Raw genomic sequence first — 18,278 nt, forward strand, 5'->3', positions numbered from 1 at the left:
CGGCAGCCACGATACGTCGCCGGGGGCTCCCGCGTCCGGAGGTCAGCCCAGCGGCTGGAAGGTCTGGAAGGCCGTGTTGCGCATCTGGGTGCACTCGGGGCCGTCCCACTGGTCGGCGGCGCAGCTGATCATGATGGCGTAGCCGCGGTTCGCATCCACCTTGAAGCCCCGGTTGAGCACGCGGACCTTGACGCCCTTCTGCTCCCGCTCGAACTCCCAGTCCGCGACGGTCGGGTAGTTGTTGTAGCTGGTGGGGTTGATCCCGATCAGCTTGTACCCCGTGCTGCTGCCCCGCACCGCGGGGGCCAACTCCTCCCACGCGCGGCGGGCGTCGTCGCCCGGAGTCGGGCTGAAGTCGACCTGGATCCTGGGGAACCCGCCGTCACGGCTGTATATGGCGCCGGAGTTCGTGCCCGCCGTGCCCGTGTGGCGGAAGCCCTCGGGCATCGCCATCGAGAAGCGGAAGCCGAGGTCCGTTATCTGTATGTACCCCGACGGGAGCGCGCCGCCCGGGGTCCCGGGGGCGGCGCCCTGGCCCTGGGCCTGGCCCTGGCCCTGCCCCTGGTCCTGCCCCTGGCCCTGGGCGGTACCGGCTGTCTGCTGTCCCTGGTCCTGCTGACCGGCGGAGTTGCCGGCGCCGTCGGTCGAGCCGTTGGCCCCGCCGCTGCCGTTGGCGCCGGCTCCCGGCTCTCCGGGCTTGGGGGTGTTCTGCGGGGAGCCGCCCGGAGAGGGGTTGCCGGAGGCGGTGGGGGTGGCTCCGCCGCCCTTGCCCTCGTCCTTGCGGCCGTCCTTGCCGTCGCCGCTGAAGGCGTAGACGACCAGTGAGCCGACCGCCGCCAGCACGACGACGAGGGCGGCTATCGCGAGCGCGATGGTGCGGCGCGGCAGGACGTCGGTGAGCGGCGCCACCACCGGCACGCGCTTGGGCGACGGGGCCTCCGCGGCGGTGGCGGCCGTCGCCGCCGCGGCCGTCGCCACCGCCGCGGCGGCCGCCTTGCGGGCCGACTTCAGCGCGGCTCGGGCCCGTTCGCGCTGCTCGCGCTCGCGGCGTTCGCGCTCCTTCTTCGCCGCCTTCTCGGCGGCCTTCTCGGCCGTCGCCCTCTCGGCCGCCTCCTTGGCCTGCGACAGCGAGATCTGCCGGGTCTCCTCGGCTGCCGGGGCCGGTACGGGGGCCGCGACGGGCTCGGGGGCTCCGACGACGGCCGCGAGCATCGCCCGGGCGCGTACGTCGTCGAGGCGGTGGGCGGGATCCTTGGCGAGCAGGCCGTAGATGACCTCGGTCAGCGGGCCGGCGTTCTTGGGCGGGTCGACCGGCTCGGTCATCACCGCGGTGAGGGTGGCGAGCGCGGAACCCTTGTCGTACGGGGGCACGCCCTCGACCGACGCGTACAGCAGACCACCGAGCGACCACATGTCCGCGGGCGGGCCGGGCTTGTAGCCGCGGGCGCGCTCGGGGGAGATGTAGGAGGGGGCACCGACGAGCATGCCGGTGGAGGTGACGGAGGGGTCGCCCTCTACCTGCGCGATACCGAAGTCGGTGAGGACGACGCGGCCGTTGCCGGCGATGAGCACGTTGGAGGGCTTCACGTCACGGTGCAGGATGCCCTGGCCGTGCGCGGCGCGCAGCACGTCGAGCACCGCGAGGCCGACCTCGGCCGCGCGGTGGGGGGTGAGGGGGCCGTTGTCCCGGATGAACTCGGCCAGGGAGGGGCCCTCGATGAGCTCCATGACGATCCACGGCCGGCCGTCCTCGTCGACGACGTCGTAGACGGTGACCGCTCCGCCGCTGCGGATCCGGGCGATGGCCTTGGCCTCGCGGAGCGTGCGGGTGATGAGGCGGCGCTTCTCGTCCTCGTCGACACCGTTGCCGAAGCGGAGCTCCTTGACGGCGACGGTCCGACCCAGGGTCTCGTCCTGGGCCCGCCAGACGGTACCCATACCGCCCTTGCCGAGCACCTCGCCCAGCCGGTACCGCCCCGCGAGCAACCGCCCCTCGTCCGCAGCCCCGGCCTTGCCGGCCCCCGCCTTCCCCTTCGCCCTACCCGAACGCCCCTCGCCGGCCCCACCCTCGCCGGACGCAACCTTGGCCGACGCCTTGTCGGGCAGGACCGTCGCAGGCGCAGCCCCGGCGGGCGCAGCCTTGTCGGACACGGCCCCAGCAGGCGCAGCCTTGTCAGGCACGGCCCCAGCAGGCGCGGGTACGGCCTTGGCCGGCGCGGGCTTCGCGTCCTCCGACTCCGCCACGGCAGCACCCTTGCCCGTACCCGCCTGCGCGTCGACGGCCGGGGTACCCGGCTGCACGTCCTCGTTCTCGGCGTCCTCGGCAACGGCCTTGGTCAGCTTCGGCTTGCCGGCCGCAGGCTTCGCGTCCTCGGGTCCGGCCGTCGGCGCGGCCTTCACCGCTGCTCGCCGAAGGGGCTTGCGTTTCGCGGCCACCGGCTTCGCAGCCCCACCCGACTTCACGTCAGCGGGCGCGGCAGCAGACACGGCCTCCGCAGCGTCAGCGGAGCCCGCGTCAGCGGAGCCCGCGTCAGCGGAGCCCGCGTCAGCAGGGGGCGCACCGGCGGAGGTGGCCTCCGCAGGGGGCGCGTCAACGGCGGGCGCGTCCGCAGGCTCCGCGGGCGCGGCCTTCGCGGCGCCGCGCTCCGCGTCGGCCGGTTCGGGCGCGGACGCGGGCCGGGACGGCAGCGGCCTCGCAGGTCCGGGCTTCGCCGCAGGCGACCCGGCATCCTTCGTGCCCTCGGCCTCGGACCCCGCGGGCTTCGCCGCAGGCGACCCGGCAGGCGAGCCGCCAGGCGTCCCGGCAGGCGACTCGGTGTGCTCCGGCTTCGACATGCGTCCCCTCTGCGATCGTGCCGCCTGCTCCCGCAGCCCCGGCAGCGGCCGGGCCCCGCGGTAACCCGCCCCGGCAGAACCATCATTGTTCCTCACTCCGCAACGGACGGGCGCCCGGGGTCCGCGGTTCCGCCTTTCGCATCCCGGAGTTACAACGGAGCGATGTCCGGAGCCCCCAGCCGCGCCGCGTCCGCCGTCTGGTCGTCCGGCTGGCGCTGCGACTCCCGTTCCGCCTCGACCCGCTTCTCGTAGTGCTCCACTTCCTTCTCGATCTGCTGCTCGTCCCACCCCAGCACCGGTGCCATCAACTCCGCGCACTCCCGCGCGGACCGCGTCCCCCGGTCGAAGGTCTCGATCGAGATCCTCGTCCGCCGCGTCAGGACGTCGTCCAGGTGCCGGGCGCCCTCGTGCGAGGCGGCGTAGACGATCTCCGCGCGCAGGTAGTCGTCCGCCCCGGACACCGGCTCGGCCAGCCCGGGATCGGCGGCGATCAGATCGAGCAGTTCCTCCGTCAGCGACCCGAAGCGGTTCAACAGGTGTTCCACCCGCACCACGTGAAGACCCGTCCGGGCGGCGATCCCGGCGCGCCCGTTCCACAGGGCCCGGTACCCCTCCGCGCCCACCAGCGGCACGTCCTCCGTCACGCACTCCGCCACCCGCTGGTCCAGCCCGTGCACCGCCTCGTCGACCGCGTCCTTCGCCATGACCCGGTACGTCGTGTACTTGCCGCCGGCGACCACCACCAGCCCCGGCACCGGGTGCGCCACCGTGTGTTCCCGCGACAACTTGCTCGTCGCGTCCGACTCCCCGGCCAGCAGCGGCCGCAGGCCCGCGTACACGCCCTGCACGTCGTCGCGCGTCAACGGGACGGCCAGTACCGAGTTCACGTGCTCCAGGAGGTAGTCGATGTCGGCGCTCGACGCCGCCGGGTGCGCCTTGTCCAGGTCCCAGTCGGTGTCCGTGGTCCCCACGATCCAGTGCCGGCCCCACGGGATGACGAAGAGCACCGACTTCTCCGTCCGCAGGATCAGCCCGGTGCTCGAATGGATCCGGTCCTTCGGCACGACCAGGTGGATGCCCTTCGACGCCCGCACGTGGAACTGGCCGCGCTCCCCGATCAGGGCCTGGGTGTCGTCCGTCCACACCCCCGTCGCGTTCACGATCTGCTTCGCGCGGATCTCGTACTCCCCGGCCGCCCGTCCCCCGTCCACATCGCGCACCCGCGCGCCGACCACCCGTTCGCCCTCGCGCAGGAAGCCGATCACCCTCGCCCGGTTGGCGCAGTGCGCCCCGTACGCCGCGGCCGTGCGCACCAGCGTGGCGACGTACCGCGCGTCGTCCATCTGGGCGTCGTAGTACTGCAGGGCCCCGACCAGGGCGTCCTTGCGCAGGGCCGGCGCCACGCGCAGGGCGCGCGCCCGCGACAGGTGCCGGTGCACCGGCAGCCCGCGGCCGTGCCCGCTGGAGACGGACATCGCGTCGTAGAGCGCGACGCCCGATCCCGCGTACAGGCGCTCCCAGCCCTTGTGCTGGAGGGGGTACAGGAAGGGCACCGGCTTCACCAGGTGCGGGGCGAGGCGCTCCAGCAGCAGGCCGCGCTCCTTGAGCGCCTCCCGTACGAGCGCGAAGTCGAGCATCTCCAGGTACCGCAGGCCGCCGTGGATCAGCTTGCTGGAGCGGCTGGAGGTGCCCGACGCCCAGTCCCGCGCCTCCACCAGGCCCGTCGAGAGGCCTCTGGTCACGGCGTCGAGCGCGGTTCCGGCGCCGACCACTCCCGCGCCCACGACGAGCACGTCCAGTTCCCGCTCGGCCATATGGGCGAGCGCCTCGGCGCGCTGCGCCGGTCCCAGTGTCGCTGTCCTCACGGCTGCCTCCCGTTGGTGCGGGTGCTCCCCGCGTCGTGCGGGTGATCCCGCTCACATCCCCGCCCCATGATTCTGACCGGCCGCACCCGCATCAGCCACCGCCTGTGGACAACACAACGGCGGTGATCGCCTCAGAATGCGACATATCTGTCATATATACGCCTAGTCTGACATTGCGCCAGCTCCCCGTGTGGGCTCCACGTGTCCACAGGGCTTGCGACCGCAGCCCCCTCACGTCAGGGAAGGGACGGCACCCCCATGCCCGCAGATCTGGCCGTCATCGGACTCGGCCATCTCGGCCTCCCCCTCGCCCAAGCGGCCGTGGCCGCCGGAATCGAGACGGTCGGCTACGACAGCGGTCCGGTCACGGACTCCACCCTCACCGCCGCCGAGGTCCGCCGCATGTCGGCGGCCGGCTTCCGGGTCACCACCAACCCCGCCGAGCTCGGCCGGGTCCGCACCGCCGTCATCTGCGCACCCACCCAGCTCGGCGCCGACCGCGCGCTGGATCTCTCCGCCGTCGGCGAGGCGGGTCACGCGCTCGCCGCCCGGCTGCGCGCGCACACCACCGTGATCCTCGAATCCGCCGTCCACCCGGGCGTCACCGAGGACTACCTCCGCCCGATCCTCGAAGCCGGCTCCGGGCTGCGGGCGGGCCGGGACTTCCACTTGGCCTACTCCCCCAGCCGGCTCGACCCGGGCAACCGGACTCACGGCATCTCCAACACCCCGAAGGTGATCGGCGGTCTCACCCCCGCCTGCACCGAGTCCGCGCACGCCTTCTACGCCCGCCTCACCGAGAAGGTGGTCCGCGCCCGCGGCCTGCGCGAAGCCGAGACCGTCCAGCTCCTGGAGACCAACTACCGGCACGTGAACATCGCCCTCATGAACGAGATGGCGGTGCTCTGCCACGACCTCGGCGTCGACCTGTGGGACGTCATCCGCTGCGCCGAGACCAAGCCCTACGGGTTCCAGGCCTTCCGCCCCGGTCCCGGCGTCGGCGGTCACGGGGTCCCCCTGGACCCCAACTACCTCCCCCACACCACCCGCACTCCGGGCCACCCCCTGCGCATGGTCGGCCTGGCCCAGGAGATCAACAACCGGATGCCGCAGTACGTCATCCAGCGGTCCGCCACCCTGCTGAACGAGCACGGCAAGTCCGCCCGCGGGGCCCGCGTCCTGCTGCTCGGCGTCACGTACAAGCCCGACCTCGCCGACCAGGAGGGCTCCCCGGCCCGCGAGATCGCCAGCCGGCTCCTCGACCTGGGCGCGCTCATCAGCTACCACGACCCGTACATCACGGGCTGGCGCGTACGGGACCAGCCGGTCCCGCGGGCCGAGTCCCTGTACGAGGCCGCCGCCAACGCCGACCTGACCGTCCTGCTCCAGCACCACCGCACGTACGACCTGCAGGGCCTCGCGGTGAAGGCCCAGCTGCTCCTGGACACCCGGGGCGCCAGCCCGGTGGGCGCGGCCCACCGGCTCTGAGGCCCGGGGAATCCCCCTCACGGGTGTCGTGGGCGTCACCGAGCACCAGATCGGCCACGCCGGCGTCGGGGTCGGCTTCGTGACCGGCCCGGCCCGGCCGCCGGCAGGATGGCGGAGTCCTTCGCGCTCGGCGCCGTCGCCGCCTTCCGGACGGCCCGCAAGACCGCGGCCTGAGCGGCCCGGGACCTACGCCGGAGGGCCGGCACCCCGAGCGGGGTGCCGGCCCTCCGGCGTCGTGTACGGCAGCCGGGTCAGCGGCTGTGCTGGGAGTCCGCGACCGTGACCTCGACCCGCTGGAACTCCTTGAGCTCGCTGTAGCCGGTGGTGGCCATCGAGCGACGCAGCGCGCCGAAGATGTTCATCGAACCGTCGGGGCTGTGCGAGGGACCGGTGAGGATCTCCTCCGTGGTGCCCACGGTGCCGAGGTCGACCTTCTTGCCGCGCGGCACGTCCTCGTGGACGGCCTCCATGCCCCAGTGGTTGCCCCGGCCGGGCGCGTCGGTGGCGCGGGCCAGCGGGGAGCCCATCATCACGGCGTCGGCGCCGCAGGCGACGGCCTTCGGGATGTCACCCGACCAGCCCACGCCGCCGTCGGCGATGACGTGCACGTAGCGGCCGCCGGACTCGTCCATGTAGTCGCGGCGGGCCGCGGCCACGTCCGCGACGGCGGTGGCCATCGGGACCTGGATGCCGAGCACGTTGCGCGTGGTGTGCGCGGCGCCGCCGCCGAAGCCGACCAGGACGCCCGCCGCGCCGGTGCGCATCAGGTGCAGGGCCGCCGTGTAGGTGGCGCAGCCGCCCACGATGACCGGGACGTCGAGCTCGTAGATGAACTGCTTGAGGTTCAGCGGCTCGGCGGCTCCCGACACGTGCTCGGCGGAGACCGTGGTGCCGCGGATCACGAAGATGTCCACGCCCGCTTCGACGACGGCCTTGGAGAACTCCACGGTGCGCTGCGGGGAGAGCGCGGCGGCGGTGACGACGCCCGAGTCGCGCACCTCCTTGATCCGCCGGCGGATCAGGTCCGCCTGGATCGGCGCGGAGTAGATCTCCTGGAGACGGCGGGTGGCGCTCTCCTCGTCCAGGCCGATGATCTCGTCGAGCAGCGGCTGCGGGTCCTCGTGGCGGGTCCACAGGCCTTCGAGGTTCAGCACGCCGAGGCCGCCGAGCTCGCCGATGCGGATCGCCGTCTGCGGGGAGACGACCGAGTCCATGGGGGCGGCCAGGAAGGGGAGCTCGAAGCGGTACGCGTCGATCTGCCAGGCGATCGAGACCTCCTTCGGGTCCCGGGTACGCCGGCTCGGGACGATGGCGATGTCGTCGAACGCGTACGCCCTGCGGCCGCGCTTGCCGCGCCCGATCTCGATCTCAGTCACGTGTGGTGGCCTTTCCTCTGGGTCTGCCCGACCAGTATCCCCGAACGCCGGACGGCCGCGTTCCCGTGACCGCTGTACGGACGTACCCGCCCCGCGGCGGCGTACGCGCGGGGCGCCGGGCCACGGCGAAGGGGGCGGGCCCGGCCGGGCCCGCCCCCTCTCACGTCCGTACGGTCAGCCCTTGCGGCTGTAGTTCGGCGCCTCGACGGTCATCTGGATGTCGTGCGGGTGGCTCTCCTTGAGGCCCGCCGAGGTGATCCGGACGAAGCGGCCCCGGTCCTGCAGCTCGGGGACCGTGCGGCCGCCGACGTAGAACATCGACTGGCGCAGGCCGCCGACGAGCTGGTGCACGACCGCGGAGAGCGGGCCCCGGTAGGGCACCTGGCCCTCGATGCCCTCGGGGATGAGCTTGTCGTCGCCGCCCACGCCCTCCTGGAAGTAGCGGTCCTTGGAGAAGGAGCGCTGGTCGCCGCGGGACTGCATCGCGCCGAGCGAGCCCATGCCCCGGTAGGACTTGAACTGCTTGCCGTTGATGAAGAGCAGCTCGCCCGGGGACTCCTCGCAGCCCGCGAGCAGCGAGCCGAGCATCACCGTGTCGGCGCCCGCGACCAGGGCCTTCGCGATGTCGCCGGAGTACTGGAGGCCGCCGTCGCCGATGACGGGGACGCCCGCCGCCTTGGCCGCGAGGGCGGCCTCGTAGATCGCGGTGACCTGCGGGACGCCGATGCCGGCGACCACGCGGGTGGTACAGATGGAGCCGGGGCCGACGCCGACCTTGATGCCGTCGCAGCCGGCGTCGATCAGCGCCTGGGCACCGTCGCGGGTGGCGACGTTGCCGCCGATGACGTCCACGCCGGAGTTCGACTTGATCTTGGCGACCATGTCGCCGACCAGCCGGGAGTGGCCGTGGGCGGTGTCGACGACGATGAAGTCGGCGCCCGCCTCGATCAGGGCCTGCGCGCGGTCGTACGCGTCACCGGCCACGCCGACGGCCGCGCCGACGAGCAGCCGGCCTTCCTTGTCCTTGGCGGCGTTCGGGTACTGCTCGGCCTTGACGAAGTCCTTGACCGTGATGAGGCCCTTGAGGATGCCCGCCTCGTCCACCAGCGGAAGCTTCTCGATCTTGTGGCGGCGCAGCAGCTCCATGGCGTCCACGCCGGAGATGCCCACCTTGCCCGTGACCAGCGGCATCGGGGTCATGACCTCGCGCACCTGGCGGCTGCGGTCCGACTCGAAGGCCATGTCGCGGTTGGTGACGATGCCCAGGAGCCTGCCGGCCGGGTCCGTCACCGGCACGCCGGAGATGCGGAACTTGGCGCACAGCTGGTCGGCCTCGCGCAGCGTCGCGTCCGGGTGCACCGTGATCGGGTCGGTGACCATGCCGGACTCGGAGCGCTTGACCAGGTCGACCTGGTTGGCCTGGTCGGCGATGGAGAGGTTGCGGTGCAGCACGCCGACACCGCCCTGGCGGGCCATCGCGATGGCCATGCGGGCCTCGGTGACCTTGTCCATGGCGGCGGACAGCAGCGGGACGTTGACGCGCACGTTCCGCGAGATGAGGGAGGAGGTGTCGATCTCGTCCGGCGCCATGTTCGACGAGCCCGGCAGCAGCAGGACGTCGTCGTACGTCAGCCCGAGGGTGGCGAATTTGTCGGGCACTCCGTCGGCGTTGGCAGTCATGACACCTTCCCAAATGGTCTTGCTCTGCGCGGATGTCCATGCTAACGGGATCCCGCAGCGTCTCATTCCACGACTAAGGCCCGGAGGAAGTTTCGTCGTTTCCTACGAGCCCGGCGCGACCGCCGGGCGTCACTGCTCGGCGAGCGCCCGCAGCCTGCTGAGCGCCCGGTGCTGGGCGACCCGAACGGCCCCGGGGGACATGCCGAGCATCTGGCCCGTCTCCTCGGCGGTCAGCCCGACGGCCACCCGCAGCACGAGCAGCTCGCGCTGGTTCTCCGGGAGGTTGGCGAGCAGCTTCTTGGCCCAGGCGGCGTCGCTGCTGAGCAGCGCCCGTTCCTCCGGCCCCAGCGAGTCGTCCGGCCGCTCCGGCATCTCGTCGGAGGGCACGGCCGTGCTGCCCGGATGCCGCATCGCGGCCCGCTGGAGGTCCGCGACCTTGTGCGCGGCGATGGCGAAGACGAAGGCCTCGAAGGGGCGCCCGGTGTCCCGGTAGCGGGGCAGGGCCATCAGGACCGCGACGCAGACCTCCTGCGCCAGGTCCTCGACGAAGTGGCGAGCGTCACCGGGAAGCCGCGAGAGCCGGGTGCGGCAGTAGCGGATGGCGAGCGGGTGTACGAAGGCGAGCAGATCGTGCGTGGCCTGCTCGTCACCCTCCACCGCACGGCGTACGAGCGCGCTGACGGCCCCGGCACTGCCGCCCTTGGCGGCGCCGGTGGGGCCTGTGGCCGCGGGTGACCCCAGGGCCTCGTCGTCGCGCATCGATCCATGGTGCCTTGGCGCCGGAGGATCTGCGGCACCGCGGCCCTTGTTGTGCATCGAAGCGTTATGAGCGGGTGCGCCGGAACTCATCGTCTGCGCCCTCCCCTCCCGCTCGGCCGAATGGTCCCCGAGTACTCCACATCTCCAAGGATGCGGCATCGCGCGCGAAGCGACACGTCCCCCGGATTGTGCCCCGCCGATCCCCTGTGCGCACGGGGTACGCCCGGACGGGGCACGCCCTGCCGGGCGGGGTCCGGCGACGCCGCCCGGACGACGGCGTGCCGCCCCGTCCGCCCGGGCGGACGGGACCGCGCACGGCGGGCCCGCCGTGACCCGGAGGTCAGCGGACGAGGCCCCAGCGGAACCCGAGGGCCACGGCGTGCGCCCGGTCGGAGGCACCGAGCTTCTTGAACAGCCTGCGGGCGTGCGTCTTGACCGTGTCCTCGGAGAGGAAGAGCTCGCGCCCGATCTCCGCGTTGGACCGGCCGTGGCTCATGCCCTCCAGCACCTGGATCTCACGCGCGGTGAGCGTGGGCGCGGCGCCCATCTCGGCCGAGCGGAGCCGGCGCGGGGCCAGCCGCCACGTCGGGTCGGCGAGGGCCTGGGTGACCGTGGCCCGCAGTTCGGCGCGCGAGGCGTCCTTGTGCAGGTAACCGCGGGCGCCGGCGGCGACCGCGAGGGCCACGCCGTCCAGGTCCTCGGCGACCGTCAGCATGATGATGCGGGCGCCCGGGTCGGCCGAGAGCAGGCGGCGGACCGTCTCCACACCGCCGAGCCCGGGCATCCGGACGTCCATCAGAATCAGGTCGGAGCGGTCGGCACCCCAGCGGCGGAGGACTTCCTCGCCGTTGGCAGCCGTCGTCACACGCTCGACGCCGGGCACGGTGGCAACCGCGCGACGGAGCGCCTCTCGGGCAAGCGGGGAATCGTCGCAGACGAGGACGGATGTCATGACCGCCCTCCGCAGCTGCTGATGCGCGTCACCTTGAGCCTCCAGGCTGGTACGTATCGTCACCTGTGCGGTCGACATCCCCGGACACGTGTCCGAGAACTTCTTGGTTCAACCGCCATCGCACTCTCAACGATGGTCACTCGAAAGAGTTACGGGTCGGACGGACACCTTCAGCACTCTACGTGAGGAAGCGATCACGGCGCCGGAGGCGCGCGCCGGTTGTCCTCCATTTGGAGCTATGCCCTATTTGGCGGCTTTCCTTCCGTTCGGCACATGTCTGAGGCTAGATTCCCAATGAGTCATATTTACATCTACTCCGACAGTAGGTGTGGAGACGTGGACCGCACGGACCGTATCCGCCTCAGTACCGGCACCAAGAGGACTACCCATGGCAGATTTCTCCCGCCTCCCCGGACCGAACGCCGACCTCTGGGACTGGCAGCTGCTGGCTGCCTGCCGCGGGGTCGACAGCTCCCTCTTCTTCCACCCGGAGGGCGAGCGGGGCGCGGCCAGGAGCGCGCGCGAGGCCTCGGCTAAAGAGGTCTGCATGCGATGCCCGGTGCGCTCGGAATGCGCTGCGCACGCACTCGCCGTCCGCGAGCCCTACGGGGTGTGGGGCGGCCTCACCGAGGACGAACGCGAAGAACTGATGGGGCGGGCGCGGCACCGCCTGATCCCCGCGTCGTCCGCGATCGGACCCGTACCGCCGCACTGACCGGAGGCTCCCGCACGCCGCGTACGCCCCGCACACCCTCGTCGAACCCGAACCCGAACCCGAAGCCGAAGCCGCCGCCGTCACGGGGTGGCGGCCCGGGCCCCGGCCGCCCTCGCGCCCGGCGCCGGGCGGGCCCGGCACCCGCCGGGTCGCCCCCGGTCGGGTCAGCGCCCGGCGGCCCGTTCGAGTTCCGCCAGGGTCGCCGCCACGGCCGGTACGCGGGCCAGGTCGGGCAGGGTCAGCGCCACGACCTCCCGTTCCACCGCCGGCTCCACGGCCACCGCGCTCACGCCCTTGGCCCGTACGGACTCCACCGCGAGCCGGGGCAGGACGGCCACGCCCAGCCCCGCGCCCACCAGGCCCACCACCGCCGGATAGTCGTCGGTGGCGAAGTCGATGCGCGGGGTGAAGCCCGCGCTCTCGCACACCTCCACCAGGTGGCGGCGGCAGCGCGGGCAGCCCGCGATCCAGGGCTCGTCGGCCAGTTCGGCCATGCCCACCCGCTCCGCACCGGCCAGCCGGTGCCCGTCCGGCACCAGCCCGACGAGCCGGTCGGTGAGCAGCGGCCGCACGACGAGGTCCTCCCACTCCGCGGCGGCCCCGGCCGACCCGCCGTAGCGGAAGGCGAGGGCCACGTCGCAGTCGCCCTCGCGGAGCATCTCCACCGACCGCGGCGGCTCCGCCTCGACGAGGGAGATCCGCGTGCCCGGGTGCGCGGCGCGCATCGCCGCGAGCGCCGTGGGCACCAGGGTGGAGCTGCCGCTCGGGAAGGACACGAGCCGTACCCGGCCCGCGCGCAGGCCCGCGATGGCCGCGACCTCCTCCTCGGCGGCGGTCAATCCGGCGAGGATCCCCGCGGCGTGCCGGACCAGGGCCTCGCCGGCCTGGGTCAACCGCATCTCGCGCCCGGTGCGGATGAGCAGGGGGGTGCCGGCCGACTGTTCCAGCGCCTTCATCTGCTGGGAGACGGCCGGCTGGGTGCAGCCGAGTTCACGAGCGGCGGCGGAGAAGGAGCCCGTTCCGGCGACGGCGCGCAGAACGCGGAGATGACGTGCTTCGATCACTCTTCGAGTATAAGGCCTGCTTTGACCGCGGAGTAAATATCTTCGTGCCACTTTGGGGCGGCTCGGCTAGCGTGTCCGCATGGGTCCCATGCATCTGATCTCCGTGAACATCGGCCGCGCCGCGGTCGTCGACTACACCGACGCCGAGGGCAACCTGACCGGCATCGGCAAGCGCCCGGTCGCCGGCCCGGTCCGCGTCTTCGCCCCGGGGCCCAAGGCCACCGGCCCGGGCAGCGGCCTGGAGGGTGACGCCGTGTGCGACCGGCGCCACCACGGCGGCGACCACCAGGCCGTCTACGCGTACGCCCGCGAGGACCTGGACCTGTGGGAGCGCGAGCTGGGCCGCGAACTTCCGGCCGGGCTGTTCGGCGAGAACCTCACCACCCGCGGGGTGGACGTCAGCGGCGCGGTCCTCGGCGAGCGCTGGCGGATAGGCCCCGAACTGCTGCTTGAGGTCGCCTCCACCCGCATCCCCTGCCGCACCTTCCAGGGCGCGATGGGCGAGCCGGGCTGGGTCAAGCGGTTCACGCGCGAGGCCCGCCCGGGCGCGTACCTGCGCGTGGTCCGCGAGGGCCGGATCTCGCCCGGCGACGGGATCGAGATGGTCCACCGCCCGGAGCACGAGGTGACGTCGACGTTCCTCTTCCGGGCCTGGACCACCGAGCGCCACCTGCTGCCGCGGGTCCTGGCGGCGGGCGACGCGCTGGCCCCCGAGGTGCGGGAAACGGCGCTGGAATACGCGCGCAAGCACGGGGCCGCGTCGCACTGATACCCGGGGCGCTAGGTTGCGCCTATGACGACTGCGTTGATTACGGGATCCACGGCGGGCATCGGCGCCGCCTTCGCCCGGCGGCTCGCCGCCCAGGGCCACAACCTGGTGCTGGTGGCCCGCGACACGAAGCGGCTCGGCGAACAGGCCACCGAGCTGCACGACCGCCACGGCATCGAGGCCGAGGTACTGGCCGCCGACCTCTCCACCGAGGAGGGGATCGCCTCCGTCGAGCAGCGCCTGGGCGACCGCACGCACCCGGTCGACCTGCTGGTCAACAACGCGGGCTTCGGCAACAAGGGCCGCTACCTCGAAGTCTCGATGGCCGACGAGCTGACCATGCTGAAGGTGCACGTCGAGGCGGTCCTGCGGCTGACCTCGGCGGCCACCGCGTCGATGCGCTCGCGCGGGCGGGGCGGCGTGATCAACGTGGCCTCGGTGGCCGCCTTCGTCCCGCGCGGCACCTACGGCGCGAGCAAGGCGTGGGTCGTGCAGTTCACCCAGGGAGCCGCGCGGGACCTGGCGGGATCCGGCGTGCGGCTGATGGCACTGTGCCCCGGCTTCGTTAGGACGGAGTTCCACGAGCGGGCCGGCATGGGCACGGACAACATCCCCGGCTGGATGTGGTTGGACGCCGACAAGCTGGTGGCCGCCGCGCTGGCCGACCTGGCCCGGGGGAAGTCGGTCTCCGTCCCGGACCCTCGGTACAAGGCGCTGATGGGCGTGGTCAAGCTGACGCCGCGCGGCCTGCTGGGCGGCATGTCCTCGCGTACGGGCCGCAAGTACGGACCTCAGTAAACCGGCCGATCGGGTGAAATCTCCCTAAACTGGAGCTGTCCCATCCAGCACGGGAGGCGACGCGATGACATTCGTACAAGTGATCGATTACGAGACGAGGCGGTTCGACGAGGTGAACGCCCTCATCGATCGCTACGCCGAACAGACCAGCGGCAGGCGCACGGTCACCCACACCATGATCGGCAAGGACCGCGAGTCCGAGACGCACTACCTCGACCTGGTCGAATTCCCGTCGTACGAGGAGGCCATGAAGAACTCTCACCTCCCGGAGACCGACCGGATGTTCCAGGAGATGGTGGCCCTCTGCGAGGGAATGCCCACGTTCATGAACCTCGACGTGGTCCGCGACGAGTACCTCAACAAGATGGTCGTGGACCGGGTCTTCGACGACATCCTCATGCGCGGCGAGCTCGACGCGATCGAGGAGTGCTTCGCGGACGGTTACACCGACCACGACGTCATGGAGGCGCCGGGCCGGAGCAACGGCCGGGACGGCATGCGCACCACCGTGGGCATGTGGCGGGACGCCTTCGACTACAGGTTCACCACGACCCGTCAGATCGCCGAGGGCGACTGCGTCACCACGATGTGGGACTGGAAGGGCACCCAGAAGGGCGAGTTCATGGGGGTCCCGCCGACCGTCGGCAAGGAAGTCACCATGTCGGGGTGCACGACCTTCCGGATGGAGAACGGCCGGATCGCGGAGGGCTGGTGGTACTACGACGCCCCCGCGATGATGCGGCAGATGGGCATGATGCCCGACATGGCCGGCTAGGCCGGCGGCCGTACGGCACGAACCGGACCGCACACGGGAAAGCCCCGGTCACCTCCGCCGAGCAGCGGTGACCGGGGCCCTCTCGTCGATCAGTGGCTGTGGCCGTGGCCGTGGCCGTGACCGGCGTCGCCCTCGTCCTCGGCCGGCTTCTCGACGACCAGGGTCTCGGTCGTGAGCAGCAGGGAGGCGATGGAAGCGGCGTTCTCCAGCGCGGAGCGGGTGACCTTCACCGGGTCGATGACGCCGGCCTTGACCAGGTCGCCGTACTCGCCGGTGGCGGCGTTGAAGCCCTGGCCCTTGTCGAGCTCGGAGACCTTCGAGGTGATGACGTAACCCTCCAGGCCCGCGTTCTCGGCGATCCAGCGCAGCGGCTCGACGGCGGCGCGGCGCACGACCGCGACACCGGTGGCCTCGTCGCCGGAGAGGCCGAGGTTGCCCTCAAGGACCTTCACGGCGTGGACGAGCGCGGAGCCACCGCCGGAGACGATGCCCTCCTCGACCGCGGCGCGGGTCGCCGAGATGGCGTCCTCAAGACGGTGCTTCTTCTCCTTGAGCTCCACCTCGGTGGCGGCGCCGACCTTGATGACGCAGACGCCACCGGCGAGCTTCGCCAGGCGCTCCTGCAGCTTCTCGCGGTCCCAGTCCGAGTCGGTGGACTCGATCTCGGCCTTGATCTGGTTGACGCGACCGGTGACTTCCTCGTGGCTGCCGCCACCGTCGACGATGGTCGTGTCGTCCTTGGAGATCGTGACGCGGCGGGCGGAGCCCAGTACGTCCAGACCGGCCTGGTCGAGCTTGAGGCCGACCTCCTCGGCGATGACGGTGGCACCGGTGAGGGTGGCCATGTCCTGGAGCATCGCCTTGCGACGGTCACCGAAGCCGGGGGCCTTCACGGCGACCGCGTTGAAGGTGCCGCGGATCTTGTTGACGACGAGGGTGGAGAGCGCCTCGCCCTCGACGTCCTCGGCGATGATCAGGAGCGGCTTGGAGGCGCCGGCCTGGATGACCTTCTCGAGCAGCGGCAGGAGGTCCTGGATGGAGGAGATCTTGCCCTGGTTGATCAGGATGTACGGGTCGTCGAGGACGGCCTCCATACGCTCCTGGTCGGTCACCATGTACGGGGAGAGGTAGCCCTTGTCGAAGGCCATGCCCTCGGTGAACTCCAGCTCCAGGCCGAAGGTGTTGGACTCCTCGACGGTGATGACACCGTCCTTGCCGACCTTGTCCATCGCCTCGGCGATGAGCTCGCCGACCTGCTGGTCCTGCGCGGAGAGCGCGGCCACGGCGGCGATGTCGGACTTGTCCTCGATCGGGCGGGCGGTCGCGAGGAGCTCCTCGGACACGGCCTTGACCGCGGCGTCGATGCCCTTCTTCAGGGCGGCCGGGGACGCGCCCGCGGCGACGTTGCGCAGACCCTCGCGGACCAGCGCCTGGGCCAGCACGGTGGCGGTGGTGGTGCCGTCACCCGCGATGTCGTTGGTCTTGGTCGCCACCTCCTTCACGAGCTGCGCGCCCAGGTTCTCGTACGGGTCGTCCAGCTCGACCTCGCGAGCGATGGTGACACCGTCGTTGGTGATGGTGGGCGCACCGAACTTCTTGTCGATGACGACGTTGCGGCCCTTGGGGCCGATCGTCACCTTGACCGTGTCGGCGAGCTTGTTGACGCCGCGCTCAAGGGCGCGACGGGCGTCCTCGTCGAACTTCAGGATCTTCGGCATGGGAGCGGTTCAGTCCTCTCGTTGCGATCCTCGGCCGCTCACCGCGACCTCCACCGCCTAGAACGAACTACGCCCCTCGCCGCCCGGCATCAGCAGGGTGACCAGGGGCGCAGCTCAAATCAAATCTGGAAGCGAATTACTTCTCGACGATCGCGAGCACGTCGCGAGCCGAGAGGACGAGGTATTCCTCGCCGCTGTACTTCACTTCGGTGCCGCCGTACTTGCTGTAGAGCACGATGTCGCCGACGCTGACGTCCAGCGGGAGACGCTGGCCGTCCTCGAAGCGGCCCGGGCCCACCGCGAGGACGACGCCCTCCTGGGGCTTCTCCTTCGCGGTGTCCGGGATGACCAGGCCGGAAGCCGTGGTCTGCTCGGCGTCGAGCGGCTGGACCACAATGCGGTCCTCGAGCGGCTTGATGGCAACCTTGGAGCTGGCGGTCGTCACGATCCGACCTCCCCCTTCGGAGATCCGGGGTTAACTGTCTGAGGTGGCGACCAGGTCGATCCGTCGTCGCGGGTGCCGGACCTGCCTGTCGCTGTGTTGGCACTCACCAGGGGCGAGTGCCAGGTGCGAGACTATTCCGGCGATTAGCACTCGGTCAAGCTGAGTGCCAATTCTCGCCGCCGGGCGTTGCGCGGAGCGGGCCGAGAACCGCCCCGGATCCGGCCGCACACGCGTCCGCGATCCTTGCTGCCACCGGCGTGACGAGGCCGGACGCGGGCGGCCGCGGGCGCTGCCGGGTGCCGGACGCCGACCCACTCATGGCCGGGATCCGCCCCTCGACCCGCCCGCGAGACCCGTGCCGCGCCGGGACTCCGGGGGCCGAAGCCCCCGCCGCGCACTGAGTACCCGTACTCAGGCGGCGCGACGCGGTAGGGCGAACACTGCGGAGCATGACCGCAGGGACGCCCCCGGAGGGCGCGCAGCCGCACGACCCGCCGCAGGCGCAGGACCGGGGCGCGCGGAGCGCGGGCCCGCCGGCGCGGACCCGCCGCCCCCGCGAGCCGATGCGCCCGTTGGCGGACGCCGTGCTGGCCGTCGTCACGTCCGCCCTGCTGGCCGCGGTCCTGCTCGCGGGCCTCGCGTACCACTCCGTCGAGCAGTTCGGCTTCATCGCGCCGGAACCGGACCCGGGTCCCGACTGGCACGGCCTGCCCCTCGGTTCGGGTGTGCTCACCTTCCTCGGCGTGCTGTGCTGCGGCTCCGCACTGGCCGTCGCCCTTTTCGTCCGTCGGCGCGCGCGGTTCTCCGCCACCGTCCACGCCGCGGCGTGCGCACTGCTCGTGGGGCTGACGCTGACCCTGGCCCACGCCACGTACGAGGCCGCCCACCCGGTGGCCCCCGAGCCGCCCTACCGGGGCACGTACGGGCAGTGCTTCAGCGGGGGCGACAGTCACGAGTGCCCCGGAGGGTGAGCCCGCGCGCGGCGGCCGGTCTTCCCGGTGCGCGCTTCGGAAGGAACCACGGGGAGGGGACCAACGTC

At 72.0% G+C, this 18,278-nt stretch carries 15 protein-coding genes; 6 read left to right on the forward strand and 9 right to left on the reverse strand.

Annotated features, from left to right (window positions below; genetic code table 11):
- Window positions 1-42: 42 nt before the first annotated feature.
- Together ACWFQ8_RS02690 and ACWFQ8_RS02695 are read right to left on the reverse strand one after the other, a co-directional pair.
- Window positions 43-2,400, reverse strand: a complete 2,358-nt coding sequence (locus ACWFQ8_RS02690; RefSeq protein WP_453784386.1) for a serine/threonine-protein kinase — start codon at window positions 2,398-2,400, stop codon at window positions 43-45.
- A gap of 584 nt (window positions 2,401-2,984) precedes the next feature.
- Window positions 2,985-4,700, reverse strand: coding sequence for a glycerol-3-phosphate dehydrogenase/oxidase (locus ACWFQ8_RS02695; RefSeq protein ID WP_453784387.1), 1,716 nt, complete (start codon window positions 4,698-4,700; stop codon window positions 2,985-2,987).
- A 258-nt stretch (window positions 4,701-4,958) separates the two neighbouring features.
- Here ACWFQ8_RS02695 and ACWFQ8_RS02700 point away from each other — a divergent pair, with 258 nt between their 5' ends.
- Window positions 4,959-6,188 carry a nucleotide sugar dehydrogenase gene (locus ACWFQ8_RS02700; RefSeq protein ID WP_453784388.1) on the forward strand — a complete coding sequence of 410 codons (1,230 nt, stop codon included), beginning with the start codon at window positions 4,959-4,961 and terminating at the stop codon, window positions 6,186-6,188.
- 251 nt (window positions 6,189-6,439) lie between these two features.
- Here the strand turns inward: ACWFQ8_RS02700 and ACWFQ8_RS02705 are convergent, their stop codons facing one another.
- The 4 genes from ACWFQ8_RS02705 to ACWFQ8_RS02720 form a co-directional block, all read right to left on the reverse strand.
- Window positions 6,440-7,564 carry a GuaB3 family IMP dehydrogenase-related protein gene (locus ACWFQ8_RS02705; protein ID WP_453784389.1) on the reverse strand — a complete coding sequence of 375 codons (1,125 nt, stop codon included), beginning with the start codon at window positions 7,562-7,564 and terminating at the stop codon, window positions 6,440-6,442.
- Window positions 7,565-7,738: 174 nt separating this feature from the next.
- Window positions 7,739-9,244 carry an IMP dehydrogenase gene (gene guaB, locus ACWFQ8_RS02710; RefSeq protein ID WP_453784390.1) on the reverse strand — a complete coding sequence of 502 codons (1,506 nt, stop codon included), beginning with the start codon at window positions 9,242-9,244 and terminating at the stop codon, window positions 7,739-7,741.
- Between the two features lie 129 nt (window positions 9,245-9,373).
- Complete coding sequence (locus tag ACWFQ8_RS02715; protein WP_266574431.1) at window positions 9,374-10,003, reverse strand: sigma-70 family RNA polymerase sigma factor; 630 nt, start codon at window positions 10,001-10,003, stop codon at window positions 9,374-9,376.
- A gap of 340 nt (window positions 10,004-10,343) precedes the next feature.
- Window positions 10,344-10,955, reverse strand: coding sequence for a response regulator transcription factor (locus tag ACWFQ8_RS02720; protein WP_003948568.1), 612 nt, complete (start codon window positions 10,953-10,955; stop codon window positions 10,344-10,346).
- 388 nt (window positions 10,956-11,343) lie between these two features.
- On the opposite strand from ACWFQ8_RS02720, the gene ACWFQ8_RS02725 reads away from it, so the two are divergent.
- Entirely contained in the window at window positions 11,344-11,670 is a 327-nt protein-coding gene (locus tag ACWFQ8_RS02725) for a WhiB family transcriptional regulator (RefSeq protein ID WP_362460698.1), read from the forward strand.
- 164 nt (window positions 11,671-11,834) lie between these two features.
- Here the strand turns inward: ACWFQ8_RS02725 and ACWFQ8_RS02730 are convergent, their stop codons facing one another.
- Window positions 11,835-12,734, reverse strand: coding sequence for a LysR family transcriptional regulator (locus ACWFQ8_RS02730; RefSeq protein ID WP_453784391.1), 900 nt, complete (start codon window positions 12,732-12,734; stop codon window positions 11,835-11,837).
- A gap of 88 nt (window positions 12,735-12,822) precedes the next feature.
- On the opposite strand from ACWFQ8_RS02730, the gene ACWFQ8_RS02735 reads away from it, so the two are divergent.
- From ACWFQ8_RS02735 to ACWFQ8_RS02745, 3 genes are all read left to right on the forward strand, one after another.
- The gene (locus ACWFQ8_RS02735) at window positions 12,823-13,503 is read left to right on the forward strand and encodes an MOSC domain-containing protein (protein WP_453784616.1); all 681 of its coding nucleotides are present in this window, start codon (window positions 12,823-12,825) and stop codon (window positions 13,501-13,503) included.
- 24 nt (window positions 13,504-13,527) lie between these two features.
- A complete protein-coding gene (locus ACWFQ8_RS02740) occupies window positions 13,528-14,301 on the forward strand; it encodes an SDR family NAD(P)-dependent oxidoreductase (protein WP_453784392.1) in 774 nt (257 codons plus the stop codon).
- 64 nt (window positions 14,302-14,365) lie between these two features.
- Window positions 14,366-15,076, forward strand: coding sequence for an ester cyclase (locus ACWFQ8_RS02745; protein WP_453784393.1), 711 nt, complete (start codon window positions 14,366-14,368; stop codon window positions 15,074-15,076).
- A gap of 89 nt (window positions 15,077-15,165) precedes the next feature.
- Here ACWFQ8_RS02745 and groL read toward each other — a convergent pair whose 3' ends face one another.
- Window positions 15,166-16,794, reverse strand: a complete 1,629-nt coding sequence (gene groL, locus ACWFQ8_RS02750; protein WP_453784394.1) for a chaperonin GroEL — start codon at window positions 16,792-16,794, stop codon at window positions 15,166-15,168.
- Window positions 16,795-16,930: 136 nt separating this feature from the next.
- Window positions 16,931-17,239, reverse strand: coding sequence for a co-chaperone GroES (gene groES, locus ACWFQ8_RS02755; protein WP_030230757.1), 309 nt, complete (start codon window positions 17,237-17,239; stop codon window positions 16,931-16,933).
- Between the two features lie 449 nt (window positions 17,240-17,688).
- Here groES and ACWFQ8_RS02760 point away from each other — a divergent pair, with 449 nt between their 5' ends.
- Window positions 17,689-18,210: a DUF6234 family protein gene (locus tag ACWFQ8_RS02760; RefSeq protein ID WP_453784395.1), complete on the forward strand. Its 522-nt coding sequence runs from the start codon at window positions 17,689-17,691 to the stop codon at window positions 18,208-18,210.
- Window positions 18,211-18,278 lie beyond the last annotated feature (68 nt).

The organism is Streptomyces sp. NPDC055254 (genome assembly GCF_053606025.1).